A 23,685-nucleotide genomic window follows, 5' to 3' on the forward strand; every position below is an offset into this window, starting at 1 on the left:
GACGCGGCTCCCACAGGAAGGGTGGTCAGAGACTGGCAGGCGGGCGTCTCAGAGTATGCGATTGCCGACAACGACCACGTCGGCCGGGCGCTTGGCGAACAATCCCACCGTGACCACGCCGACGATCTGGTTGAGATCGGCTTCCAGTTCCACGGGATTGGCGATCCGCCAGCCGTGCACGTCGATGATCCAGTTGCCGTTGTCGGTTACCACGCCGTCGCGCCACACCGGGTTGCCCCCACGGGCGACGATCTCGCGTGCCACGTGGCTGCGCGCCATGGGGATCACTTCGATCGGCAGCGGGAACTTGCCCAGCACGTCGACCAGTTTGCTCGCGTCGACGATGCAGACGAAGGTGTCCGACGCGGCGGCCACGATCTTCTCGCGGGTGAGTGCCGCGCCGCCGCCCTTGATCAGGCGCTTGTGCGGGTCGCATTCGTCGGCGCCATCGACGTAGAGGTCGAGCCGGCCGGCCGCGTTGAGGTCGATCACGTCGATGCCGAGCTTGCGCAGGCGTGCGCTGGAGGCTTCCGAACTGGATACGGCGGCCTTGATGCGGTCGCGGTACTGCGAGAGCTCGTCGATGAAGAAATTCACCGTGGAGCCGGTACCCACGCCGATGATCCCGTCCTTGAAGCTGCCATCGCCGACGAAGCGGAAGGCGGCGGTTTCGGCGGCAAGGCGTTTCTCGTTGTCCTGGCTCATGACTTTTCCAGTTTCAGGATGAAGTCCCAATCGCCCTTGGCCACGGGCATCACCGACAGGCGGTTACCCTTTCGCACGAGCGGCATGTCGACGAGTTCGTCGTATCCCTTCAGTTCCTCCAGCGAGATCGTGCGTGCGAGCTTGCGCTCGAACTTCACGTCGATCAGCACCCAGCGCGGTTCCTCGCGGGTGCTCTTCTCGTCGTAGTACTTCGACTTTGGGTTGAACTGGCTGTCGTCCGGATAGGCGGGCGAGGCCACCGTGGCGATGCCGACGATGCCGGGGACATCCGTGTTGGAATGGTAAAAGAAGATCTTGTCACCGACCTTCATGCCGTCGCGCATGAAATTGCGCGCCTGGTAGTTGCGCACGCCATCCCAGGGTTCGATGCCTTTGCGCTTGAGGTCGTCGATCGAGAAGGCGTCCGGCTCGGACTTCATGAGCCAGTATTTCATGCCTTGGCGCCCGTGCAGTCGATCAGTTCCTTGTCGGTCGCGATGTAGTCGAGCGAGATATCCCAGTCGGCGGTCTCGATCGCATCCAGTTCCTGGAAATCGTAGCCGACGCCGACCAGCAACGGCCGTGCCGGACGGGGCTGTCCGCGGAGGAACTCGAAGCTGCGGTCGTAATAGCCACCGCCGAAGCCGAGGCGATTGCCGCCCCGGTCGAAGCCCAGCAACGGCACCAGCACGAGGTCGAGCTTGCTCGCCTCGATGATGCGTTCGGCGGCCTTCGGCTCGGGAATGCCCATTTCGTTGGCCTCGACGTCCTCGCCGGTGGTCCAGGGGGCGAACGTGAGGCGGCGCTTGCCGCCCGACTTGGTGACGACGGGCAGGTAGAAGGTCTGGCCGCGTTCGGCCATGGGAGCGATGGCGAGGTTGAGTGGCAGCTCGCCGCCCGTGGCCCAGTAGCCGGCCACGTGTTCATCGGTGAGGAATTCGGGCAACTGCTCCAGGGACTGGCGCAGTCCCTGTGCCGCGGCGACACGCTCCGCCGGCTTCAGCTGGCGGCGGCGCTGCACGAGGTCGGCTCGCAGTTCACGTCTCTCGGGTAGCTTTGACATGGGTCGTTCAGCCGAACGGCACAGGCAAGGTTGCCGTCGAGCCGCCCCCTCCGGTGCCGCGGAGGGGACGCTGACCGGTCTGGAACCGGCCGGCCGGGGAAATAAGGAGGCGTTCTCCGCGATGCCGCTGCGCACCAAACGACCTTGATCCAAAGGATCAGGTGGGAGGGCTACACAACTTCAAGGCTTTCCGTACGAGGCGGACATGCACAACAGTCGCGAAAAGCCGACCCGGGGTCGTATGTAGGAACAAGGCAAATGTAAAGTGCGCTGGCGAACACCGCAGGGAACGCCCGGCGCTATTTTACCGATGCGTCGAGCAGACCATCAAGCTTTCTTCGCAAGGAGGCCAGTCCATCGGTCAGCACCTGTTCCTGCGAGTCGTGCTCCTTCCGCAGCGTGAGGAACTCGTGAGCGATGCTCACGGCGGCCAGTACGGCGATCCGGTCGAATCCGGGAACCTTCGCGTTCGATTTCAGCTCGCGCATCTTGCCGTCGAGGAACTGGGCGGCGGCGATCAACCCGGGGCGTTCTTCCGGGGCGCAGGCGATATGGAACTCGCGGTCGAGCAGGCGCAGGGATACCGGTTCGCTGGCGGTGGCATTCATTGGAGGTATCAGCCCGTGTTCTCGAGCGCCTTCAGGCGCTGGATCATTGCTTCCACACGGCTACGGGCCTGTTCGTTGCGCGCCATCAGCCCTGCACGTTCGTTCGCCAGCTGTTCCTGGCTATGCCGCAGGCTGCGGTTTTCCTCGGTCAGCCGGCGGACGGTATCGACGAGCCGGTCGAGCGTCGCGCTCAGGGCTTCCAGTTCGGTCTTGAAGGCATCCGGGTTCGTCATGCGCGGACTATATAACAGGATGTCGGGCCTTGTCGGCAGCCCGTGAAGACGAATGCGCCAGCGGCGTGAAGGCGCCTGCATTAGACTTCGGTTTCGCGTATCCAGGAGTAGCCGTCATGTCGGCCAACCAGACCGTCGATCCGGAAGAGATCGCCGAGCTTATCGCCCGCTGCAAGCTGTCCGTGTCGGTCAGTGAATTCCATGGTGCCCTGGTGGGCTATCTCAGCGCCGGTGGCCACTTCCCGCATGGCTCCGTGCTGGGGGCGCTGCAACTCGAGCCCGACCCGGAACCGAGCGACAAGGAAATGGCCATGCTCACCCGCCTGAGGCATCAGACCGAGGAATGGCTGGCCGACCCCGAGCTGACCTTCTCGCCCTGGCTGCCCGACGAGGACGCGCCTATCCCGGAACGCGCCGAGGGTCTCAGCGAATGGGTCGAAGGCTTCCTCGGCGGCTTCGGCCTGGGCGGTTCGGTGGAGGTCAACCGGGGCATGAGCGACGAAGCGAAGGAAGTCCTGCAGGACATGGCCGGCATCGCCACAGCCGATTTCGAGTTCGATCCGGATGATGACATCAACGACGAGAGCCTGATCGAACTCGAGGAATTCGTCCGTGCCGGCGCCATGCTGTTGCACGCCGAGCTGAGCCGCGCGTCCCGACCGGCCAACGATACCCTGCATTGATCGCCGCGGCCGAGTACGCCCGGCGCCGCCGGGAGCTGATGCGGATGGCCGGCGAGGACGCGGTGCTGATCCTCGCCGCCGCCCCGGAGCGCATGCGTAACGCCGACGCGCCCTGGCCGTACCGGCAGGATTCCGATTTTCACTACCTCACCGGTTTTGACGAACCAGAGGCCGTACTGGCCTTGCTCCCGGGTCGCGCCCACGGTGAAAGCGTGCTGTTCTGCCGCGAGCGCGATGCCGATCGCGAACGCTGGGATGGCGAACGCATGGGTACCGATCGCGCCGCGCGCGAACTGCGCCTGGACGACGCCTTCCCGATCGACGATATCGACGACATCCTTCCGGGCATGATCGAGGGCCGGGCGCGCGTGTATTGCCATTTCGGCCAGGAGCCCGATTTCGACGCCCGCCTGCTTGGCTGGATGCGCCGCTTGCGCACGGCCCGGGGTGGCGGCGTCGTGCCCAAGGACCTGGTGGCCCTCGGGCATTTGCTGCACGACCTGCGCCTGTTCAAGTCACGCGACGAACTGATCCTCATGCGTCGTTCCGGCGACGTGGCCGGTGCGGCCCACCTCGCCGCGATGGCCATCGCCCGGCCCGGTGTGGCCGAGTACGAGGTGGAGGGCGAGATCCTCCGCACCATCCGTAGCCGTGGCGCGGTGCCCGCCTTCCCGCCCACCGTCGCCGGCGGCGCCAACGCCTGCATCATGCATTACCAGGCGAACCGCGCCACCCTGAAGGATGGCGACCTGCTCCTGGTGGACGCGGGTGCGGAGGTGGATTGCTACGCCTCCGACATCACCCGCACCTTTCCGGTCGGCGGACGGTTCAACAAGGAACAGCGCGCGCTCTACGGCATCGTGCTCCAGGCCCAGTTGGCGGCGATCGACGCGGTCCGCCCCGGCCGTTCGTTCGGCGATGCCCACGACGCCGCCGTGCGCGTCATCGCGGAAGGCCTCTGCGCGGTGGGCATCCTTCGCGGCGGCGCCGACCGGATCATCGCCGAAGGCAGCTACAAGACCTATTTCCCCAGCAAGACGGGCCACTGGCTCGGCCTCGATGTCCACGACGTGGGCGATTACCGCATCGACGGTGAGCCACGTGTTCTCGAAGAGGGCATGGTCGTCACGGTGGAGCCGGGGATCTACGTTCCCCTGGATGACAAGCGCGTCGACGAGCGCTGGCGCGGCATCGGTATCCGGATCGAAGACGACGTGGCGGTGACCAAGGGCGCCCCGGAGGTGATGACGGCGATGGTTCCTAAGCTCCCGGACGCCCTGGAACGCTGAGCAGACCCGGTGGGAGCCGTGTCAGCGGCGATCAGGCGGCAAGGGGCCAGGTTGGAGCAAGCACCCATCGCCGACAAGGTCGGCTCCCACCAAGAGCCGTCTGGTGGGAGCCATCCTCCTGGCCCGATGGAAGCCGACCCTGTCGGCGATGCCCTATCTCAGGTCCCCTCGCGCTTCGGCACCGGTTCGCGCGCACGGCTCGCCTCGTCGTCCGAGTGCACCTCGAACCACACCGCGTTGAGGATGCCGAAGGTGCAGGCCAGGCCGAGGCCGAGGATCCAGGCGAAGTACCACATGGCGTTGCTCCTTCAGTACATGTTGTGCGACTTGCGCACGTGTTCGAGGGTGACGCGGCCGCGCATCACGCGATAGACCCAGCCCGTGTAGAGCAGGATGATCGGGATGAACACCACGGTGACGCCGAGCATGATGAGCAACGTGCCGCGACTGGACGAGGCGTCCCAGACGGTCAGGCTCGACGCGGGATCCAGCGACGATGGCATCAGGAAGGGGAACAGCGCGAGCCCCGCCGAGAGGATCGTGCCGGCGACGGCGAGGCAGCTGGAGAAGAAACCGCCAAAGCCGCGCCGGCCAACGTAGAGCTGCACGCCGAGCGCACCGGCGAAGGCGAGCACAGGGGCGGCCCAGAACGCGGGATGGGTCATGTACCCGGTGAACCACGACGCGCCCACCGCCACTTGCTTTGCCAGCGGGTTGGACAGCCCGCCCGCCGCCACCGGTCCGGAGATCGCGTATCCGGGAATGCCGTAGGCGAGCCACACGCCGGCCAGCACGAACAGGACGAGGTAAACGAGCGAGGCGATGCGCGCGATCTTCGCCGCGCGTTCCGCGATGACATGGTCGGCCTTCATCGCCGCCCAACTCGCGCCGTGCGCCAGCAGCATGCTGAGGCTGATCAGCCCGGAAAGCAGTGCGAACGGGCGGAAGAGGCCGAAGAATCCACCTTCCCAGGACATGCGCAGGTCTCCGTCGTAGCGGAAGGGCAGTCCCAGGAAGAGATTGCCGAAGGCCACGCCGCACACGAGCATCACGATGACGCCGGAGGCGATCAGGCAGTAATCCCATACGGCCTTCCATCGTGGATCGGGCATCTTCTCGCGGAAGTTGAAACCTACCGGCCGGATGATGAAGGCCACGAGCAGCACGAACATCGCGACATACAAGCCGGAGAACGATGCCGCATACAGTAGCGGCCACGCGGCGAACACCGCGCCACCACCCAGGATGAACCACACCTGGTTGCCTTCCCAGGTGGGCTCGATGGTTTCCAGCAATACCGTGCGCTGGTGCTCGTCCTTGCCCAGCACGCGCAACAGTGCCGCCACGCCGAAGTCGAAGCCGTCCATGATCGCGAAACCGATCAGGAGGACGCCGATGAGCGCCCACCAGATGATACGCAGGGTGTCGTAGTCGAACATGAGGTTCTCCTTCAAGCCGTCTGCGCGGTAACGGGGAGGGTGTCCGCCTGCTTCGGCCACATGCCGAGGCCGTCGGGACCCTTGCGGGCGAACTTCACCATCAGGTAGCCGTCGATGACGGCGAGCGCGGTATAGAAGAGCACGAAACCGCCGAGTGAGATCCAGACCTGTCCCGCGGTGAGCGACGACGCCCCCAGTGCCGTCGGCAGCACGCCTTCGATCGCCCAGGGCTGGCGGCCATATTCCGCGACGATCCAGCCCAGTTCCGCGGCGACCCATGGCAGCGGAAGGCTCCACAGCGCGGCGCGGAGAAAGCCACGTCCGTCGAGACGGCGCTTGCTGGCACGCCAGAACGCGTACGCGAACAGTGCGATGAAGTAGAGGCCGCAGGCCACCATGATGCGGAACGACCAGAACAATACGGGCACGTTCGGGATCGTGCTGTCGGCGGCCTTCTGGATATCGGCCGGCGTGGCCTTTCGCGGATCGTCGATGAAGCGCTTGAGCAGGAGGGCGTAACCCATGTCCTTGTCGTGCGCGGCGAGGATCGCCCTGGCCTGCGCATCGTCCTTGTTCTCGCGCAGGACGAGCATCGCGTCATAGGCCTTGATGCCGTCGGCGATGCGCAGCTTCGCATCGTCCACCAGGTTTGCGATACCGATGATCGGCTCGTCCAGCGACCGTGTACCCATCAGGCCCATCACCCAGGGAATACGGATGGCTGCATGGGTTTCGCGCGTCTTGACGTCGGGCAGGCCGAAGAGCGTGAAGGATGCCGGCGCCGGCTCCGTCTCCCACATGGCCTCGATCGCCGCCATCTTCATCTTCTGGTTCTCGGAAACGGTGTATCCGGATTCGTCACCCAGGACCACCACCGACAAGGATGCGGCGAGGCCGAAGCTCGCGGCGACCGTCATCGAGCGCTTGGCGAAATCGATATTGCGTCCGCGCAGCAGGTACCAGGCGCTGATCGAGAGCACGAACATCGCGCCCATCGTGTAGCCGGCGCTCACGGTGTGGACGAACTTGGACTGCGCCACGGGATTGAAGATCACTTCACTGAACGAGGTGACTTCCATGCGCATCGTCTGTGGATTGAACGCCGCGCCCACCGGGTTTTGCATCCAGGCGTTGGCGATGAGGATCCACAGCGCGGAGAGGCTGGTGGCGAGCGCGAGGAACCAGGTCACCAGCATGTGCTTGACCGGCGAGATGCGATCCCAACCGAAGAAGAACAGGCCTACCAGGGTGCCTTCGAGGAAGAAGGCCATCATGCCTTCGATCGCCAGCGGCGCGCCGAAGATGTCGCCCACGTAGTGCGAGTAATACGCCCAGTTGGTGCCGAACTGGAATTCCATGGTGACGCCCGTGGCGACGCCCATGGCGAAATTGATGCCGAACAGCACGCCCCAGAACTGGGTCATGCGCTTCCATACCTCGCGCCGCGTCATCACGTACACGCTTTCCATGATGGCGAGCATGAAGGCGAGGCCCAGCGTGAGGGGGACGAAGAGGAAGTGGTAGAGCGCCGTCAATGCGAATTGCAGGCGCGACAAGCCGACGACATCGGGGTCGACGATCATGGCTGGATTCCCTGGGTGGAGGCGGAAGCGGGCGCGAGCACCCGGCCGATACCGGCGGGTGAGACGTCCGCGCGGGGCAATGGCCGGATGGCCACGTACCAGATGAGCATGAGCACGGCGAGCTTGGCGACGACGATCACGGAAAGCTCGAGGACGAGCTTTCGCAGTGGCTTGTCGCGCCATGGGCGGCGCCTGGGTGGACTGTCGACGACCATCGGTGCGACTCCCTCGTTCTTGCGAACATCTGCGCGGCATCGTAAGCCGGGCGCGCCAGACGCAGCCGATGGCCGATTGTCGCAACCGGCTGACCGCGTATCCTTCCACTTTCCCCCTTTTGTGCAGCATATTCCTTCATGGCCGAGAGTAAAGGGCGTTACGCCTCCGTGGACGTGCTGCGCGGATTGACCGTGGCGGCCATGCTGCTGGTCAACGATCCCGGCGACTGGGGCCATGTCTGGTGGCCCCTGGAACACGCCGAATGGAACGGTTGTACACCGACCGACCTCGTGTTTCCCCTGTTTCTCTTCATCGTGGGGGTATCGGTGTCGCTGGCCATCGTGCCGCGGATCGAGGCCGGTGCCGCGAAGGCGCCTGTCCGGCGGGCGGCCGGGCGCCGCGCGCTGCGCATCGTCGGCCTCGGCCTGCTGCTGAACCTCGTCGCCTGGCTGGCGATTCCCGAGGCGCACCTTCGCCTTCCGGGCGTGCTGCAGCGGATCGGGATCTGCTTCGCGGCGGCGGCCCTGCTCGCGGTGTACACGCGGCCACGCACGCGCGATGTCCTGTTCGTCGCACTTCTTGCCGTTTATGGGGTGCTGCTGCTGGCTGGCGGCATGGCGCCATGGACGAACCTCGCCAGCCAGCTGGACTCGGCGGTGTTCGGGGCGTTCGTCTACGTGACGGATCCGGCCACGGGCCGGGGGCACGACCCGGAGGGGCTCCTGGCGACGCTGCCATCCGTCGCGACGACCTTGCTCGGCATGCGTGCCGGTACATGGTTACGCGTGGGCGATACGAGGAAGCTGGTGGTGGCGGCGGTCGCGTGCCTGGCCCTGGGATGGTTGGCGCAGGCGTTGTGGCCGTTCAACAAGAACCTGTGGACGCCCAGTTACGTCCTCTGGACGGGCGGTTGGTCGTTCGCCTTGCTGGCGGCCGTCCACGGCCTGGTCGACCGCCGCGGTTGGCGCCTGCCCGGCCGTGCCTTCGGCCTCAACGCCATCGCCGCCTATGCCGGCTCGGGCCTGATGGTGTACCTGTTGATCGCGTCGGGCATGGCGGGCCCGTTGTACCGCCATGCCTTCGCGTCGTGGATGACACCCTTGTTCGGGCCGTATGTGCCGTCGGCCGCGTGGGGCGTCGCCTTTGTCACCGTGTGGTGGCTGGTCGTGCGCTGGATGGATCGGCGTGGGATCTACCTGAAGGTCTGAAGCGCGAACGCGTCCCTCGTCAGGTTTTCCGGCGCATCCGCCGTGCAGACCACGTCGTCCTCGATCCGGATGCCGCCATACTGGCGGAACGTTTCCACCTTCACCCAGTCGATGTCCGCGGCGATCGGCTTGTTCTTGAGTTCGGCCAGCAGCATGTCGATGAAATAGAGGCCGGGTTCGATCGTCACCACCATGCCGGGTTCGAGCTTCCGGGTGAGGCGCAGGTACGGATGCCCCTCCGGCTTGGCGATCGTCCCGCCGGTCTCGGATGCCTGGAATCCCGCCACGTCGTGCACCTGCAGACCGATGCCGTGACCGAGACCGTGCGGGAAGAACGCGGCCGAGACACCCGATTCCACGGCGCTTTCCGCGCTCATGCGGATGAAGCCGTGCTCGCGCAGCACGCCGGCCAGCACGTGATGGGCATGCACATGCAGTTCCGGGTAGCTCTGGCCCGCGCGCACCCTGGCCACGAACGATCGCTCGGCGGCATCGACCGAATCGATCAGGGCCTGGAATTCGCTCGCGTGCGCGCCTGCATACGTGCGTGTGATGTCGCTTGCGTAACCCGCGGCGCTCGCACCCGCATCGATCAGGAAGGAGCGGCTTTCCGCGGGTGCGGTGCGGTCGAAGTTCGTGTAGTGCAGTACCGCGCCGTGCGCGTTGAGGCCGACGATGCTGGCGTAAGGCAGCTCGGCATCGATCTGCCCCACGGCGGTGAGGTAGGCGAGGTGGATGCCCAGTTCGCTTTCGCCGTCACGGAAGGCGCGCTCGGCGGCACGGTGGCCGCGCGTGCCGCGCCGGCTGGCTTCGCGCATCAGTTCGACTTCGTACGGCGTCTTGTACGCGCGGTGGTAGTGCAGGTGGTCGATCACCGCCGCCGGGTTGTTGGCGCATACATCCTGCAAGTTGCAGAACTGGTCGCCGATGATGGCGCAACGCGAGAGTGCCGCCGGAAGCTCGGCGATGGCGTCGGCGGGCTTGCGCACCACGACGATGTCGAAATGGTCGACCCAGTAGCCGGCGGGTGCCTCGGGCACCACGTGCCAGTAATCGCGTGGCTGGAGGAAAACGAGTTTCGGCTTCTCGCCCGGCGAGTAGACCAGCCAGCTACCGGGGGCGTCGGTCAGCGGCAGCCAGTGCTTGAAGTGCGGATTGGTGACGAACGGGTAATCCTGGTCGTCCAGGAACTTGGTGATCGGGCGGCCGGCCGGTACGACCAGGTGGTCGAAACCGCCGCGCGCCAGCGCGGTGTCGGTGCGCTCACGCAAGGTGGCGAGATGCTGCGGGTAAAGCGCGGCCAGCGCGTCGTTCATCGGGGATCTCCGGAGCGTGGGGCAAACCGCAATGGTGCGCCTCCGCCGGCCCATCGCCAACCCCGGAACGCCATTCAGGCCTTGGCGAACACCACGGTGTAGTCGCCGGCGATATCACCCAGGCGCTGTCGCAACGCGGTGGCGGCGTGTTCGTCGCCGTCGCGGGCGAGGCCCTTGAGGTGTGCGCCGTACAAGGTGATGGCGAAGTGGCCCACGGCGAAATCGTTGGCGGGCGATCGCCACAGGTGCAGGGGCGTCCACGTGGCGCAGGAAGGACAGGCCACATAGGCGGAATCGGGTGCGTCGCACCACACCGCGAGTGCTTCCTCCAGGGCTTCGCTGCCCTCGTCACCGGGTGCCAGCGTCTCCCGGCATTCGGGACAGCGGATGACGAAGCCGCCGTCGTAGCGGCAGAAGATCCCGTTCTCGCGGCCGCCGTCCACCAGGCGCGCGCCGCCGTTGCCGTCCTCATGCCAGCGGTGTCCGCTGGCATGCAGGCCGATGGCCCGGATTCCGGTGTCGGCCACGAGCCGCTCGTCGAGCACGCGGAACCGCGTTTCCTCGTCTCCGATGGGCAAGGGTGAAATGGTGCCGTCCCCGACGAGGTGCAGGTACAGGCTGGTCGCGGCCGCCGCGGCGTCGTCTCGCTCGAGATCGGTGTCGACCAGGATGGTGGTGGCATCGCTCATGAGAAGCGATGGTGGTCCTTCATGTGGGGCGTCGTAAAGCATGGCGAGAGGCTTCCGTTCAGTCCGCGGGTGGTCCGATCCACTCGTCGATGGCGCGCACGTCGTCTTCACTCGCCGCGACGATACGGTATCCGGCCCAGTACTGTCCCGCCGACGCGGCGGGTTCATGCCACTGCTCCTGGATGCCGATTTCGACCCTGTGTTCACGATGTTGGGTATCGGGCAGGGTGAAGGCCACCTGTTGCACCACGCCACTGCGGGGCGCGTTGCCGACGAGCAGCATCAGGCCGGTGGCCGAGAGGTTGCCAAGCTGGCCGACCACGCCCTCGCTCATGACGTCGATCACCGGCATCGGAGAGCTGGCCCGCTTGCGTGGTGCACGGCGTTGTTCGAATTCGGATTTCATGCGCGGCCCGCCAAGCGTGTATCGCCTGCGCCTTCGCGGCGGAGGTTACGTGCCACCGCCTGCCATGCACGGTCGACGATGGACATCTTCTGTTCCTTCCATTCGCGCGCCTCGCCATTGGCGATCAGCCGGGCGAGGCGGGTGAGATCCATGTCCTCGCTACGGCCACCACGCTGGTTCACGAAGAGGCAGCGGCCAGTGGTCGGAGAGAACCAGGCGAGCTTGCGCAAGACGATGCTTCCGTCGGCCTGGACGAACTCGAACCAGGTGCCGAAACGCAGGCTGGCGAAGCCTTCGTATACGGCACGCGCCGCCGGATCGAGCGGGGTCGGCCGCACGGGGTCCACGGGCTCGCCGTGCGCGGTGCCTTCGCCCAGACGTGGACGTTGCTTGAGCCGCACCGCGACATCCGTGGGTGTCAGGCCATCGTCACCATGCCGCGCGGGGCCATCGAACAGCCCGGCCGCGACCTGGGCGGCTTCAGAGGGATGCATGCCCAGGTGCTCGAGCCCGCGCTCCACGTCCTGGCGCAGCTTGCGCGCGTCGGGAATGGGCCGCCGGCCGAGCAACTGGTCGGTGACGCCCAGGCAATAGAGGAAAGCCTCGCCGTTCTCGCCGCCACGCAGGATGTGCAGGGCGAGCACGTCGGCCCACGTGCGTTCGAGCAGGATGCGTAGTACGCCCCTTGGGGCGGCACCGCGGACCATGCGTTCGGCCATGATGTCGGTGGCGCGCTGGCGTGCCCGTTCCAGCCGATCGCGTCCTTCCATGGCTTCGATCTGGCGTCGCTCGGCGACATGCGCCTTGCGTGACAACAGGGCGATCTGTTGCTCGATGTCGGCTCGCCACGCAGGGTCGATCACCTGGGCGTGGCGGGCTTCCACGACCAGCCGCTCGAGACGGTCGACCAGGGCTGCGTCCGGTTCACCCTCGGCCGGGTCGAGCCAGTGGTGCGCCGCCTCGCTCACCGTATCGAGCAGCTGGCGCGCGGGGTGCTCGGGCTGGTCGAAGAAACCGCGATCGTTCACCGCCGCGCGCAACATCGGCCACTGCAGGCCGCCGAGGACGGCATGGCCCGGGCTCGCCGCGCCGAGCTGCTGACCAAGGCTCTGGAACAGGCGCGCGGTGAGTTCGACGGTGTCGCCTTGCTCGATGGTGAGTTCGGCGGGCGGTGAACCAGCTGGACGCGCGCGGTTCAACTGATGGATCAATTCGTCGCGCAGCGCCTGCGCGCTGCGGATCTCGCGTTGCGCCGCGTCGGTGACATCGACGACATGGCCTTGCAGGGCGAGCAGGGCGGTCTGCAACTCGTCGTCCGACGCCAGCCGGCCCGGTGCGAAACCCGCGCCGCGTCCGGTTTCCATGCGCCGGGCGAGCAGGCTGCGCAGGCCCTCCAGTACGCCGATGTGGCCCTCGACGAGCGTACCGGCGTTCGCATCGGGCGGCGCGCCGCCCATGGCTGGTTCGGCGGCATTCGCGCGACGGTCGGCGGCGGCCGCCGCGGCGATGCGCACGTTCGGGTAGACACGGAAGCCCGGCAAGATGCCGCGCGTGCGGAAATGTTCGTTGAGTGCGCCGTAGAAGGCCTCGCCGTGGCCGAGCACCCGCGCATCCACCGCGTGGAACAGGAGCAACCTGTGGGCTGTCGACAAGGGCATCGGCGTGACGGCGTCCTTCAGCGCGGCGATGAGCGCCCGCGGGCCGGCGGGCAGGGCCTCGCCCTCCAGTGGGGGCGTGCCGGCCAATACCGCGAGCCGATAGCCGAGTTCGAACAGGCTGCTGGCGCTGCGAGCTTCGCCGCGTGCCGCCATGCTCGCCAATGCGTCGGCTTGTTCCTGCTCCTCGGGATCGACCAGGCTGAGCGTCAGGTGTTCGACGGCGGTGGAAGCCTTCTGTTCGCTCATTTCGCCGAGCCGGCGGAAGCGCTCGGACAGATGGGCCGCGAACCGGTTACGGAAGCCTGGGCCATCGCGTTCGACGATATTCCGGCTTTCGAAGCAGGCCTGTTGTTCGAGATGGTTGCGACTGCTTTCCGCCGCGGCGAACAGGCGCTGGTCGAAATCGCGCAGCGAGTCGCGCAAGGGCATGTCCAGCCAGGTCAGGCAAAGCGACAGCCCCTGTTGTGCTTCGCGTTCCGCACGCGGCGACAGGGCGACGGGATGCGGTCCCGTCCGGCCGTACGGCGGTTGCGTACCTGCAGTCATTCGAAAAGGTCCTCCCCGACCTTGCCTGTCGAGTTTAGGAGTCCATCCCATGCAGGCGCCAGCGCATCGGCGACCCGCTTATGGCTTAGGGCGATTGGAATAGGCAGCGGGCCGATCAGGCCATGAACGCTTCGATCACGTCGTTCAGGAAGCGCTGGCCCAGGGCGGTCGTCTTCAGTGTCACGGCATCGTGGACCAGCCAGCCCCTGGCCACGCAGGCCGCCATGGCGGGCGCGATGGCGGCCTGCGACAGGCCGGTTCGCTCGGCGAAATCCGCCATCGGAACCCCGTCGACCAGCCGCAAGGCGTTGAGCATGTATTCGAACGGCAGGTCGTCGAGAGCGACGAGGTTATCGCCGCCGATGCGGGCGGGCTGGCCGGCGCTGGCAAGGTAGGCCGCGGGCAGTCGGGTTTTCCAGCGACGGCGCACGCCGTTCGCATCGCTGATCTTCCCGTGCGCGCCGGCGCCGATGCCCAGGTAATCGCCGAAACGCCAGTAGTTCAGGTTGTGCGCGCAGCGCCGCCCCGGCAGGGCATATGCCGACACCTCGTATTGCCCGTATCCCGCTTCACCGAGTCGGGCCTCGCAAGCTTCCTGGATCGCCCATGCGGCATCGTCGTCGGGCAGTGGCGGCGGGTTGGCGGCGAAGGCGGTGTTCGGTTCCAGGGTGAGTTGGTAGTGCGAGACATGCGTCGGCCCCAGCGTGACGGCGCGATCGATGTCGTCGAGCGCACCCTCCAGGGTCTGTTCGGGCAGGGCGTACATCAAGTCGATGTTGATGTTCCCGATGCCGGCATCTTGCGCCTGGCGAACCGCGTCGGCCGCTTCGCCGGCCGAGTGGATACGGCCCAGGCGGCGCAGCTTGTCGTTGTCGAAGCTTTGCACGCCGAACGAGATGCGGTTCACCCCGGCCGCGAGGTAACCATCGAAGCGTCCGTGTTCCACGGTGCCCGGATTGGTCTCCAGGGTGATCTCCGCATCGGGCGCGAACGGCAGGCGTTCGCGTGCGCCATCGAGGAAACGGCCGATCAGTTCCGGAGCGAACAGGCTGGGCGTGCCACCGCCGAAGAAGACGGTGGCGATACGGCGTCCGTCGAGGGCCGTGCCGAAATCGCGCAGGTCCGCATCGAGGTCGGCCAACAGGGCATCCACATAATCCGCATAGGCGGGCGTGCCGCGCACGCCATGCGAGTTGAAGTCGCAGTACGGGCATTTGCGCACGCACCACGGCATGTGCACGTACAGCGATAGCGGCGGTGGGATCAGGTTCATGCCAGTTCGGCGAAACGCGCCTTGAGCAACGCCAGGGCCTGCCCTCGATGGCTCAGGCGGTTCTTCCGCGCCGGTTCCAGTTCCGCGGCGGAAACGTCGTGGCCATCGGGGAGGAACAGCGGGTCGTAGCCGAAGCCACCGTCGCCGCGCGGTGCCTCCAGGATGCGCCCGTGCCAACGGCCCTCGGCGATCAGTGGTGCGGGATCGTCCGCATGGCGCAGCAGGACGAGCACGGCGATGAAATAGGCACTGCGCCGCTCCGGTGGCACGCCGCCGAGCTCGCGCAGAAGCTTCGCGTTGTTCGCGGCGCTGTCGCCATGGGTTCCCGCATAGCGCGCGGCATAGAGCCCTGGCGCGCCGTTCAACGCATCGACGCAGATACCGGAGTCGTCGGCGAGCGCGGGCAGGCCGGTGGCGCGAGCCGCGTGACGGGCCTTGATGAGGGCATTCTCGACAAAGGTAAGGCCGGTTTCGTCGGCATCGCCGACCCCGAGCGCGGTCTGCGCCACGAGTTCCACGTCGCTGCCGGCCAGCAACTGTTCCAGTTCGATCACCTTGCCGGCGTTGCCGGAAGCCAGGACGATGCGCATCGGATCAGAGCCCTTCGGAGAATTCGGGAGCGTAGTCCACGCGGCCGCGGTAACCCGCGAGGCCTTCGACCGTCAGTGGCAGCACCTGGAAGGCATTGCCGCCTTCGAAGGCGTCGTGCAGGCCATGGCTGGAGGCCTTGCTGAAACCGAACGCCGCGTAATAGACCGGCGAGCCGAGCACGAAGATGGCGCGCGCCTCCCGCACGAAGCAGGCACCGATGCCTTCCTCGATGAGGGCACGGCCAAGCCCTTGCCGCTGGTACCCGGGTAGCACGGCGACGGGAGCCAAGCCGAGGGCCTTGCCGTCGTCGCCTTCCTCCACGGTCACCGGCGAAAACAGCACGTGGCCGAGGACGGCATCGCCTTCGTCGACCGCGACCAGGGAGATCGTGTCGCGACCGGCCGCCACCAGACGGCGGACCAGGCCGGCCTCGGCGTCGCGGCCGAAAGCGGCACGGTGCACGGCGAGGATCGCCTCCAGGTCGGTGGCGATGGCGGCGCGAACCTCGGTCACGGGGTGTCCTCGAGGGCGGCGCGCTGCGCGGCGACCAGTTCGTCGACGCCCTTGGCAGCGAGATCCATCAGCGTGTCCATTTCCTCACGGCGGAAGGCATGGCCCTCGGCCGTGCCTTGCACCTCGATGAAGCCACCGCCATCGTTCATGACGACGTTCATGTCGGTATCGCAGTTGGAATCCTCGGCATAGTCGAGGTCCAGCACCGGTACGCCGTTGTAGATGCCGACCGATACCGCGGCGATGGCGCCGAGGATGGGATTCCGCTTGATCGCGTTGCGCCGGGTCAGCGTCGCCACCGCGTCGACCAGGGCGACATAGGCCCCGGTGATGGCCGCCGTGCGTGTGCCGCCGTCGGCCTGGATCACGTCGCAATCCAGCGTGATCACGCGCTCGCCGAGGGCGGCGCGATCCACGCAGGCGCGCAGGGAGCGCCCGATCAGGCGCTGGATCTCCATCGTGCGGCCACCCTGGCCGCCCCGGGCGGCCTCACGCTGGGTGCGGTCGGTCGTGGCGCGGGGCAGCATGCCGTACTCGGCGGTGACCCAGCCCTCGCCCTTGCCGCGCAGCCACGGTGGCACGCGCTCTTCGACGGAGGCGGTGCAGAGCACCTTCGTGTCGCCGAAGGACACCAGCACGGAGCCTTCGGCGTGGCGGGTGTAGTGGCGTTCGATGCTGACGGCGCGCAACTGGTCGGCGGCACGGCCGCTCGGACGGGAAAAGGTCATGTGAGGCCTGATTTGGGCACGGACGGTGGGTCAGTTTACCATTGCGCCCTTTCCTCCACGCGCGAGCGAAGGCAATCCGATGATCCGCAGCATGACCGCCTATGCCTCCGCCGAGAGCGCCGGCCCGTCCGGCACGCTGACCTGCGAGTTGCGCACGGTCAATCACCGTTACCTCGAGATCAGTCCTCGCCTGCCCGAGGACATGCGTGGCTTCGAGAGCGCCGTGCGCGAGCGGATCGCGGCGCGGCTGTCGCGTGGCAAGGTCGACGTCACCGTCCGCCTGCGTGCCGAAACGGGTTCGGGCGAAGGCCTTCGGGTGAACGGCTCGGTGTTGTCGCGCCTGTCCGAGCTGGCGCTGGACCTGGAACAGCGGTTCCCGCGCATGCACATCGAGTTCACCGAATTGCTTCGCTTCCCCGGTGTGTTGCAGCAGCCGGAGACCGACGCCGATGCCTTGCAGGGTGCGTTGCTCGAGGTGCTCGACCGCGCCCTCACCGTCCTGGGTGACACCCGCGGTCGCGAAGGCGCCAAGCTGGGCGACATGCTGCGCGAGCGCCTGGACGCCGTCGACAAGATCATTGGCGACGTGCGCGGGTGGATTCCGGAAATTCGCGCGGCATTGCGCGCCCGCCTCGAAACGCGCCTCGCCGATATCCGTCAGCCGGTCGAGCCGGGCCGCCTGGAGCAGGAACTGGTCCTGCAGATCACCCGCATCGACGTGGACGAAGAACTCGACCGCCTCGCCACGCACATCTCCGAAGCCCGCCGCGTGCTGGCGCTGAAGGAGCCGGTCGGGCGCCGGCTCGATTTCCTCATGCAGGAATTCAACCGCGAGGCGAACACGCTGGGGTCGAAGTCGGTGGATTCGCGCACGACCAACGCCGCCGTGGAGCTCAAGGTGTTGATCGAGCAGATGCGCGAGCAGGTTCAGAACATCGAGTAATGTTCAGTCAGCTCCGCGACGCCGTGTGAAAGGTGATCGCGTAGCCATCGGGATCGCCGGCGACGAAGAAGCGACCGAAGGGACCGTCAGCGAGCGGACTGAGGATCTTGCCGCCCCGCGCGACGATGAGGCCGTGCAGCGCGTCGGCGTCGTCGCATGCGATCCAGAGCGCCATGCCCACACCGAGTGGCCCCGTTTCGGGAAGCGCACGCACAGGCTCCCGCAGTGCCAACGGGATCGGCGCGGTCTTGAAAATGACAGCTCCGGGAGGACTCTGCGGTGCGGCTTCGAAACCGAAAATCTCGACGTAAAACGTGCGGGATGCGGCGAGATCGCGCACTTGCAGAGCGATGAAGTCGGGGCCGATGGGCGTTGTCATGTTAGCTCCTGGCGAGCAATATAAGTGTCCTGACACTAATATAAGGTACCTGATATGTCAACGGAGAAGCCGGCGCCTCGAAGCGGACTCGACTGGATCGGTTACAACCTGAAGATCACGCAACATCGATTGCGGCAACGCCTGGACGCGGAGCTCGCGCGGCTCGGCATCACGGCGCCGCAGAACGCGGTGCTGCTCGCCGTGGCAGGCAATCCGCGAATCTCGAATGCCGAGTTGGCTCGCGCGGCGTTTGTCACGCCGCAGACCATGCAGGGGATCCTCGTCAATCTCGAACGCGGAGGCCTGATTGTGCGGAATCCGCACCCGGAACATGGCCGGGTCATCATGACCGAGTTGACGGCGGCCGGTCATAAGGCGGCCGCCGATGGCGCGAAAGCCGCCGACGCGGTGGAGCGGCAGATGCTTTCCACGCTGTCGACGCAAGAGGCCCGGCTTCTTCGCGAGTTGCTCAAGCGTTGTGCCGCCGCCCTGGACGACGAGCCATCCGACCGAGGCCCGATGATAAAGTGACGACCTCTTTCGACAAGGATTCCCTTTGCCATGAACAGCCAAGCGTCGTATCCCATCGGTAGCCACGGACAGCCGTGGGGTGCCGTGGAAGTCGCCGACTGGCGTTCGCGACAGGTGAAGCGGCGCAGTTATGCCGCTGATGTCCTGCACGCGTTGGAGCCCCTGCGCGAACGCTTCGACATCACGGAATACGGTGCGCTCGACTACACGGGAGAGCATTACCCCCTGATGGCCGTCCGTAGCCGTGACTGGCGCGAGGAGCTGCCGCTCATGCTCGTGACCGGCGGTGTGCATGGTTACGAGACCAGTGGCGTGCACGGGGCATTGCAGTTTCTGCGCGATCACGCCCAGGACTACGCCGGGCGCGCCAACCTGCTGGTAGTGCCCTGTGTGAGTCCCTGGGCCTATGAACGCATCCACCGCTGGAATCCGGATGCGATCGATCCGAACCGGAATTTCCGCGAAGGAAGCCCTTCGGGTGAAGCGTCAGCGCTGGTGCACCTGTTGGCGCCGCTGCACGGTCGCGTCCTCATGCATATCGACCTGCACGAAACCACCGATTCGGACGAATCGGAATTCCGTCCCGCCCTGGCCGCACGCGACGGCAAGGACTTCGAGCCGGGCGAGATACCCGATGGCTTCTACCTCGTGGACGATACGGAAAACCCCCAGCCCGCGTTCCAGCAGGCGGTGATCGAAGCGGTAGCCAAGGTCACCCATATCGCTCCCGCCGATGCGCACGGCGAGATCATCGGTTCACCCCAGGTAGCACCCGGCGTCATCGAATACGCATTGAAGGCGCTGGGCTTGTGTGCGGGCATCACCGGTGCGCGCTACACGACCACCACCGAGGTGTATCCGGATAGCCCGCGGGCCACGCCGCAGCAGTGCAACGATGCGCAGGTGGTGGCAGTACGCGCCGCGATCGACTACGCGCTGACGCACCGCTGACGTCACCGCGGTACCGGCAACCGCGACGCGTGGCTGGCCACCAGTACCCAGCCACCCGGTTTGCGCACGTAGGTATCGGTGAACTGGAAATCCAGGGCGTACGGATTCCCTTCGGCCTTGCCCTCCACCCGGGTGATGCCGGTGGCGACGGCCGCGTCGCCGTACAGGCGTACTTTCACGTCACGGTTGCGGAACACGTCGTACTTCGTGCCGCCACGCAAGTCGGCGACCTCGTCGGCCCGCGTGGTGACCTTGCCGGTGGAACTGGTAAGCGTGAAGGTCGGGTCCAGGTGCCGCTCCAGCCAATCGGCATCCTCGCGTTCGAAAGCCGCGCAGATGTCGTGGTCGGATTCCAGTATCTTCCGCAGGTCGTCCTTCTCCGCGGACACGGCCGGCATGCTGACGAAGAGCAGGGCTGGCAATAACGACGAAAGCGAGGCGGTGCGCATGGACGTCTCCAGGCAGTGTCGGGCAAACGTACCGCAAATCGGCCTTGCCGGCACTTGACGTACCCTCGATCCGCACGGCTAGGATCGACGATCCATCCAGGGGAAGGTGCGCCCATGTCCGTTCGTCACACCATGCTCGCCATGTCGCTGGGCGGCTTGCTCGCCACCCCTGGCGTCCATGCCGCAACGGACGCCGCGGTCCGCTGGCGGCACGAAGCCCAGGCCGTCACCATCGTCCGCGACGACTGGGGCATCGCGCATGTCCATGGCAAGAGCGATGCCGACGCCGTCTTCGGCATGGCCTATGCACAGGCCGAGGACGACTTCAATCGCGTGGAGACAAACTATCTCACTTCGCTGGGGCGCACGGCCGAGGCCGAAGGGGAGTCGGCGCTCTGGCAGGATCTGCGGCAGAAGCTGTTCGTCGACCCGGAGATGCTGAAGCGCGACTACGCGCGGAGCCCGGCGTGGCTCAAGGCGTTGATGGATGCCTGGGCCGATGGACTCAACTACTACCTCGCCAGCCATCCGGAGGTGCACCCGCGCGTGATCCGGCACTTCGAACCGTGGATGGCGCTGAGCTTCAGCGAAGGCAGCATCGGTGGCGACATCGAACGGGTGAAGACGGCCGACTTGCAGGCGTTCTATGGCAAGGATGCCGCCGGTGCCCTGGCGCAGTTCGTGCCGCCGTCGAGCTGGGCCGAGCCGACGGGTTCGAACGGCATCGCCATCGCACCGAAACTCACGGCGAACGGTCACGCGTTGCTTCTGATCAATCCGCACACCTCGTTCTTCTTCCGCTCCGAATTGCAGATGTCGAGCGACGAAGGTCTGGACGCCTACGGCGCGGTCACCTGGGGCCAGTTCTTCATCTACCAGGGCTTCAACAAGCATGTGGGCTGGATGCACACCTCCACCGGTGCCGACGTGGTGGACGAATTCGCCGAGACCATCGAGCGCAAGGGCGGAAAACTGTTCTATCGCTATGGCAAGGAACTCCGCCCAGTGACATCGCGCGAGATCGCCGTGCCCGTGCGTGCGGCCGATGGCTCGCTATCCGAACGCCGCTTCACCGTCCATGCGACGCACCATGGTCCTGTCGTTCGCTCGGAAGGCGGCAAGTGGATCGCCGTGGCGTTGATGAACAAGCCGCTGGAGGCCTTGCAACAGAGTTGGCTGCGAACCAAGGCCAACGATTACGCGACCTATATGAAAGTGGCCGGATTCAAGGCCAATTCGTCGAACAACACGATCTACGCGGACGACAAGGGCAACATCGCTTACCTGCATCCGCAGTTCATCCCGAACCGCGACGACCGCTTCGACTATACGAAGCCCGTCGACGGCAGCGATCCGGCGACCGACTGGAAGGGAACGCTTCCGTTGGACAAGGCGCCGCACCTGTTCAATCCGCCGACCGGGTGGATCTTCAACACCAACGACTGGCCGTACTCGGCCGCCGGTCCCGACAGCCCGAAGCAGGACGATTTTCCACGCTACATGGATTCCGTCGGCGAGAATCCGCGTGGCTTGCACGCGACGCGCGTCCTTACGGGAAGGCGCGACTTCACGCTGGCGTCGCTGATCGACGCCGCGTTCGACCCGTACCTGCCGGCGTTCGCACGGCAACTGCCGATCCTGATCGCGGATTACGACGCGCTTCCCGCCACCGAGCCGCTGAAGCGGCAACTCGCGGGACCGATCGCGCTCCTGCGTACCTGGGACTACCGCTGGGGCATCGCCTCGATGCCGACTTCGCTAGCCGTGTTCTGGGGCGACATCCTGTGGGACGAGGCGAGCAAGCTGGATACGGCGGAAGGCCTTTCGGTGTACGACGTGATGGCGGATAAGGCGGGTCCGAAAGTGCGACTGAATGCGCTGGCCGAGGCAGCGGACCGACTCGAGAAGGACTTCGGCAGCTGGGGCGTTCCCTGGGGCGAGGTCAATCGCTTCCAGCGTGTCGATGGCGCGATCAAGCAGCGCTTCGACGATGCGAAGCCGAGCATCCCGGTGCCGTTCACGTCGTCGCGCTGGGGCTCGCTCGCCTCGTTCGGCGCGCATCGCTGGCCGGGTACGACGCGTTACTACGGCACCAGCGGCAACAGCTTCGTCGCGGTCGTGGAGTTCGGCGACAAGGTGCACGCCCGGGCGATCACCGCCGGTGGCGAAAGCGGCGACCCATCGTCGAAACATTTCAACGACGAGGCCGAGCGTTACACCACGGGCAACTTGCGCACGGTGTATTTCTGGCCCGAAGAGCTCGAAGGGCACGTCGAGCGGACGTACCATCCGGGTGGCCGATAAGCGTCCAATGGTTTACCGAGGGGAAACATCGCATGGCTAAGTGGATCCCAAGAGTGCTTCTCGCACTGTCCGGCGTCGCGGCATCGGCCATCGCGTTCGCCGCCGACGTGCCATCCGATGGCGATAGGCGTACGGACCACGCGTGGCTGCTCAAGGCCGACCGCGTCTTCGATGCCCGCGACGAACAGACGCACGCCGGTTGGGTGGTCATCGTCCAGGGTGACAAGATCGCCGATGTCGGTCCGTCCGCGAAGGTTTCGGTGCCACCAGGCACGCAGACCATCGACCTGCCGGGAATGACCTTGCTGCCGGGCCTCATCGACGCCCACTCGCATGTCTTCCTTCATCCGTACAACGAAACATTGTGGAACGACCAGGTCCTCAAGGAGACGCTGGCATTTCGCACGGTGCAAGCGGTAAAGCACGCGCGCGATACCTTGATGAGCGGCTTCACGGCGTTGCGCGACCTGGGCACGGAAGGCGCGGGCTACGCCGACGTGGACGTGCAACAAGCCATCGACAAGGGCCTCATCCCGGGACCGCACTTGTTCGTGGCGACGCGCGCGATCGTGGCGGGGCACTGCTATGGGCCGGGTCCGCTCGGCTTTCGCGACGATATCGACCTGCCGCAGGGCGCGGCGCCGGTCAGCGGTACCGCGCAGATGATCGACGCCGTGCGTGACCAGGCGGCGCATGGCGCGGACTGGATCAAGCTCTACGCCGACTACCACTGCGGCAAGGCCAAGGGCTCGATGCCGACGTTGAGCCAGGAGGAACTGAACGCCGCCGTCGAGACCGCGCACTCGCTGGGGTTGCCGGTGGCCGTGCATTCCTCGACCGCCGAAGGCATGCGGCGGTCGGTCATGGCCGGCGTCGAGACCATCGAGCATGGCTACGACGGCACGCCGGAAGTCTTCGCGCTGATGAAGAAGCACGGCGTGGCCTACATGCCCACGCTCGAAGCCAGCGCCGCCTACGCCGAATACTTTGGCGGGTGGAAGCCCGGGCAACCACCGACCGAGTCGATGGCGAAGTCGGCGAAGGCGTTCAAGCTGGCGATGGACGCCGGTGTGACCATAGGCAACGGCAGCGACGTGGGCGTGTTCACGCACGGCACCAATTACAAGGAGCTGGAGTGGATGGTGCGCGATGGCATGACGCCCGCCCGTGCCCTGCTGGCCGCGACGGCGGTGGACGCCAGGGTGCTTCGCCAGCAGGACCGGATCGGCCAGCTGCGCAGCGGGCTGCAAGCCGACATCATCGCGGTGCCCGGCGACCCGACGAAGGACATCGGGTCGCTCGCGCACGTCGCTTTCGTGATGAAGGGCGGGGTGGTCTACAAGCGGCCGGACTGAGACCCGGATCGTCCGGGCGAAAGGTG

General features: G+C 66.2%; 27 protein-coding genes and 1 other RNA gene. 8 read left to right on the forward strand and 20 right to left on the reverse strand.

Annotated elements, in window-relative coordinates:
- Positions 1 to 48 precede the first annotated feature (48 nt).
- From rpiA to J2T07_RS09505, 6 genes are all read right to left on the reverse strand, one after another.
- Positions 49 to 705 carry a ribose-5-phosphate isomerase RpiA gene (rpiA, locus tag J2T07_RS09480; protein WP_306849296.1) on the reverse strand — a complete coding sequence of 219 codons (657 nt, stop codon included), beginning with the start codon at positions 703 to 705 and terminating at the stop codon, positions 49 to 51.
- Positions 702 to 1,160 carry an EVE domain-containing protein gene (locus tag J2T07_RS09485; RefSeq protein ID WP_306849298.1) on the reverse strand — a complete coding sequence of 153 codons (459 nt, stop codon included), beginning with the start codon at positions 1,158 to 1,160 and terminating at the stop codon, positions 702 to 704. Before J2T07_RS09485 ends, rpiA begins: the two co-directional genes overlap by 4 nt.
- Positions 1,157 to 1,768, reverse strand: a complete 612-nt coding sequence (locus tag J2T07_RS09490; protein WP_306849299.1) for a 5-formyltetrahydrofolate cyclo-ligase — start codon at positions 1,766 to 1,768, stop codon at positions 1,157 to 1,159. The genes J2T07_RS09485 and J2T07_RS09490 overlap by 4 nt, the downstream gene beginning before the upstream one ends.
- A 109-nt stretch (positions 1,769 to 1,877) precedes the next feature.
- A non-coding RNA gene (ssrS, locus tag J2T07_RS09495) (6S RNA) lies at positions 1,878 to 2,060 on the reverse strand.
- A gap of 7 nt (positions 2,061 to 2,067) precedes the next feature.
- Positions 2,068 to 2,376 carry a cell division protein ZapA gene (locus J2T07_RS09500; RefSeq protein WP_306849301.1) on the reverse strand — a complete coding sequence of 103 codons (309 nt, stop codon included), beginning with the start codon at positions 2,374 to 2,376 and terminating at the stop codon, positions 2,068 to 2,070.
- A gap of 8 nt (positions 2,377 to 2,384) precedes the next feature.
- Complete coding sequence (locus J2T07_RS09505; protein WP_036116258.1) at positions 2,385 to 2,609, reverse strand: TIGR02449 family protein; 225 nt, start codon at positions 2,607 to 2,609, stop codon at positions 2,385 to 2,387.
- Between the two features lie 116 nt (positions 2,610 to 2,725).
- Here J2T07_RS09505 and J2T07_RS09510 point away from each other — a divergent pair, with 116 nt between their 5' ends.
- Positions 2,726 to 3,292: a UPF0149 family protein gene (locus J2T07_RS09510; protein WP_306849304.1), complete on the forward strand. Its 567-nt coding sequence runs from the start codon at positions 2,726 to 2,728 to the stop codon at positions 3,290 to 3,292.
- On the forward strand, positions 3,289 to 4,581 hold the full coding sequence (locus J2T07_RS09515; RefSeq protein ID WP_306849306.1) for an aminopeptidase P N-terminal domain-containing protein: 1,293 nt from the start codon (positions 3,289 to 3,291) through the stop codon (positions 4,579 to 4,581). The genes J2T07_RS09510 and J2T07_RS09515 overlap by 4 nt, the downstream gene beginning before the upstream one ends.
- 158 nt (positions 4,582 to 4,739) lie before the next feature.
- Here the strand turns inward: J2T07_RS09515 and cydX are convergent, their stop codons facing one another.
- The 4 genes from cydX to cydP are packed head-to-tail and all read right to left on the reverse strand — an operon-like array spanning position 4,740 to position 7,818.
- Positions 4,740 to 4,877, reverse strand: a complete 138-nt coding sequence (gene cydX, locus J2T07_RS09520) for a cytochrome bd-I oxidase subunit CydX (protein WP_306849308.1) — start codon at positions 4,875 to 4,877, stop codon at positions 4,740 to 4,742.
- A 12-nt stretch (positions 4,878 to 4,889) separates the two neighbouring features.
- Positions 4,890 to 6,020, reverse strand: coding sequence for a cytochrome d ubiquinol oxidase subunit II (gene cydB, locus J2T07_RS09525; RefSeq protein WP_306849309.1), 1,131 nt, complete (start codon positions 6,018 to 6,020; stop codon positions 4,890 to 4,892).
- Between the two features lie 11 nt (positions 6,021 to 6,031).
- On the reverse strand, positions 6,032 to 7,600 hold the full coding sequence (locus J2T07_RS09530) for a cytochrome ubiquinol oxidase subunit I (RefSeq protein WP_306849535.1): 1,569 nt from the start codon (positions 7,598 to 7,600) through the stop codon (positions 6,032 to 6,034).
- Positions 7,600 to 7,818 (reverse strand): cytochrome oxidase putative small subunit CydP, encoded by a 219-nt coding sequence (gene cydP / locus J2T07_RS09535; RefSeq protein WP_306849311.1) that lies wholly within the window; start codon positions 7,816 to 7,818, stop codon positions 7,600 to 7,602. The genes J2T07_RS09530 and cydP overlap by 1 nt, the downstream gene beginning before the upstream one ends.
- Before the next feature lie 138 nt (positions 7,819 to 7,956).
- Between cydP and J2T07_RS09540 the strand changes: the two genes are divergently transcribed.
- Positions 7,957 to 9,027 carry an acyltransferase family protein gene (locus tag J2T07_RS09540; protein ID WP_306849314.1) on the forward strand — a complete coding sequence of 357 codons (1,071 nt, stop codon included), beginning with the start codon at positions 7,957 to 7,959 and terminating at the stop codon, positions 9,025 to 9,027.
- Here J2T07_RS09540 and pepQ read toward each other — a convergent pair.
- The 8 genes from pepQ to rph form a co-directional block, all read right to left on the reverse strand.
- Positions 9,012 to 10,343: a Xaa-Pro dipeptidase gene (pepQ, locus tag J2T07_RS09545; protein ID WP_306849316.1), complete on the reverse strand. Its 1,332-nt coding sequence runs from the start codon at positions 10,341 to 10,343 to the stop codon at positions 9,012 to 9,014. The genes J2T07_RS09540 and pepQ overlap by 16 nt on opposite strands.
- A gap of 74 nt (positions 10,344 to 10,417) precedes the next feature.
- The gene (locus tag J2T07_RS09550; protein ID WP_306849319.1) at positions 10,418 to 11,032 is read right to left on the reverse strand and encodes a hypothetical protein; all 615 of its coding nucleotides are present in this window, start codon (positions 11,030 to 11,032) and stop codon (positions 10,418 to 10,420) included.
- Between the two features lie 58 nt (positions 11,033 to 11,090).
- A complete protein-coding gene (locus tag J2T07_RS09555) occupies positions 11,091 to 11,438 on the reverse strand; it encodes a PilZ domain-containing protein (RefSeq protein WP_306849321.1) in 348 nt (115 codons plus the stop codon).
- Entirely contained in the window at positions 11,435 to 13,642 is a 2,208-nt protein-coding gene (locus J2T07_RS09560) for a DUF1631 family protein (RefSeq protein WP_306849322.1), read from the reverse strand. Before J2T07_RS09560 ends, J2T07_RS09555 begins: the two co-directional genes overlap by 4 nt.
- Positions 13,643 to 13,757: 115 nt before the next feature.
- Entirely contained in the window at positions 13,758 to 14,915 is a 1,158-nt protein-coding gene (gene hemW / locus J2T07_RS09565; protein ID WP_306849324.1) for a radical SAM family heme chaperone HemW, read from the reverse strand.
- Positions 14,912 to 15,505, reverse strand: coding sequence for an RdgB/HAM1 family non-canonical purine NTP pyrophosphatase (gene rdgB / locus J2T07_RS09570; protein WP_306849326.1), 594 nt, complete (start codon positions 15,503 to 15,505; stop codon positions 14,912 to 14,914). The genes hemW and rdgB overlap by 4 nt, the downstream gene beginning before the upstream one ends.
- A gap of 4 nt (positions 15,506 to 15,509) precedes the next feature.
- Complete coding sequence (locus J2T07_RS09575; protein WP_306849328.1) at positions 15,510 to 16,019, reverse strand: GNAT family N-acetyltransferase; 510 nt, start codon at positions 16,017 to 16,019, stop codon at positions 15,510 to 15,512.
- Positions 16,016 to 16,747 carry a ribonuclease PH gene (rph, locus tag J2T07_RS09580; protein WP_306849330.1) on the reverse strand — a complete coding sequence of 244 codons (732 nt, stop codon included), beginning with the start codon at positions 16,745 to 16,747 and terminating at the stop codon, positions 16,016 to 16,018. The genes J2T07_RS09575 and rph overlap by 4 nt, the downstream gene beginning before the upstream one ends.
- A gap of 79 nt (positions 16,748 to 16,826) precedes the next feature.
- Between rph and J2T07_RS09585 the strand changes: the two genes are divergently transcribed.
- Positions 16,827 to 17,690 (forward strand): YicC/YloC family endoribonuclease, encoded by an 864-nt coding sequence (locus J2T07_RS09585; RefSeq protein ID WP_306849332.1) that lies wholly within the window; start codon positions 16,827 to 16,829, stop codon positions 17,688 to 17,690.
- Positions 17,691 to 17,697: 7 nt separating this feature from the next.
- Here the strand turns inward: J2T07_RS09585 and J2T07_RS09590 are convergent, their stop codons facing one another.
- Positions 17,698 to 18,069, reverse strand: a complete 372-nt coding sequence (locus J2T07_RS09590; protein WP_306849334.1) for a VOC family protein — start codon at positions 18,067 to 18,069, stop codon at positions 17,698 to 17,700.
- 54 nt (positions 18,070 to 18,123) lie between these two features.
- Here J2T07_RS09590 and J2T07_RS09595 point away from each other — a divergent pair, with 54 nt between their 5' ends.
- Together J2T07_RS09595 and J2T07_RS09600 are read left to right on the forward strand one after the other, a co-directional pair.
- On the forward strand, positions 18,124 to 18,600 hold the full coding sequence (locus J2T07_RS09595; RefSeq protein ID WP_306849336.1) for a MarR family winged helix-turn-helix transcriptional regulator: 477 nt from the start codon (positions 18,124 to 18,126) through the stop codon (positions 18,598 to 18,600).
- Between the two features lie 30 nt (positions 18,601 to 18,630).
- Positions 18,631 to 19,551, forward strand: coding sequence for a M14 family metallopeptidase (locus tag J2T07_RS09600; RefSeq protein WP_306849338.1), 921 nt, complete (start codon positions 18,631 to 18,633; stop codon positions 19,549 to 19,551).
- Between the two features lie 2 nt (positions 19,552 to 19,553).
- On the opposite strand, the gene J2T07_RS09605 is transcribed toward J2T07_RS09600, so the two are convergent.
- A complete protein-coding gene (locus J2T07_RS09605) occupies positions 19,554 to 20,000 on the reverse strand; it encodes a nuclear transport factor 2 family protein (RefSeq protein ID WP_306849339.1) in 447 nt (148 codons plus the stop codon).
- A gap of 114 nt (positions 20,001 to 20,114) precedes the next feature.
- On the opposite strand from J2T07_RS09605, the gene J2T07_RS09610 reads away from it, so the two are divergent.
- Entirely contained in the window at positions 20,115 to 22,304 is a 2,190-nt protein-coding gene (locus J2T07_RS09610) for a penicillin acylase family protein (RefSeq protein ID WP_306849340.1), read from the forward strand.
- Positions 22,305 to 22,336: 32 nt separating this feature from the next.
- Positions 22,337 to 23,659 carry an amidohydrolase family protein gene (locus J2T07_RS09615; RefSeq protein ID WP_306849341.1) on the forward strand — a complete coding sequence of 441 codons (1,323 nt, stop codon included), beginning with the start codon at positions 22,337 to 22,339 and terminating at the stop codon, positions 23,657 to 23,659.
- Positions 23,660 to 23,685: the final 26 nt, after the last annotated feature.

The sequence above is a fragment of the Luteibacter jiangsuensis genome, from assembly GCF_030812295.1.
GTDB lineage: Bacteria > Pseudomonadota > Gammaproteobacteria > Xanthomonadales > Rhodanobacteraceae > Luteibacter > Luteibacter jiangsuensis_A.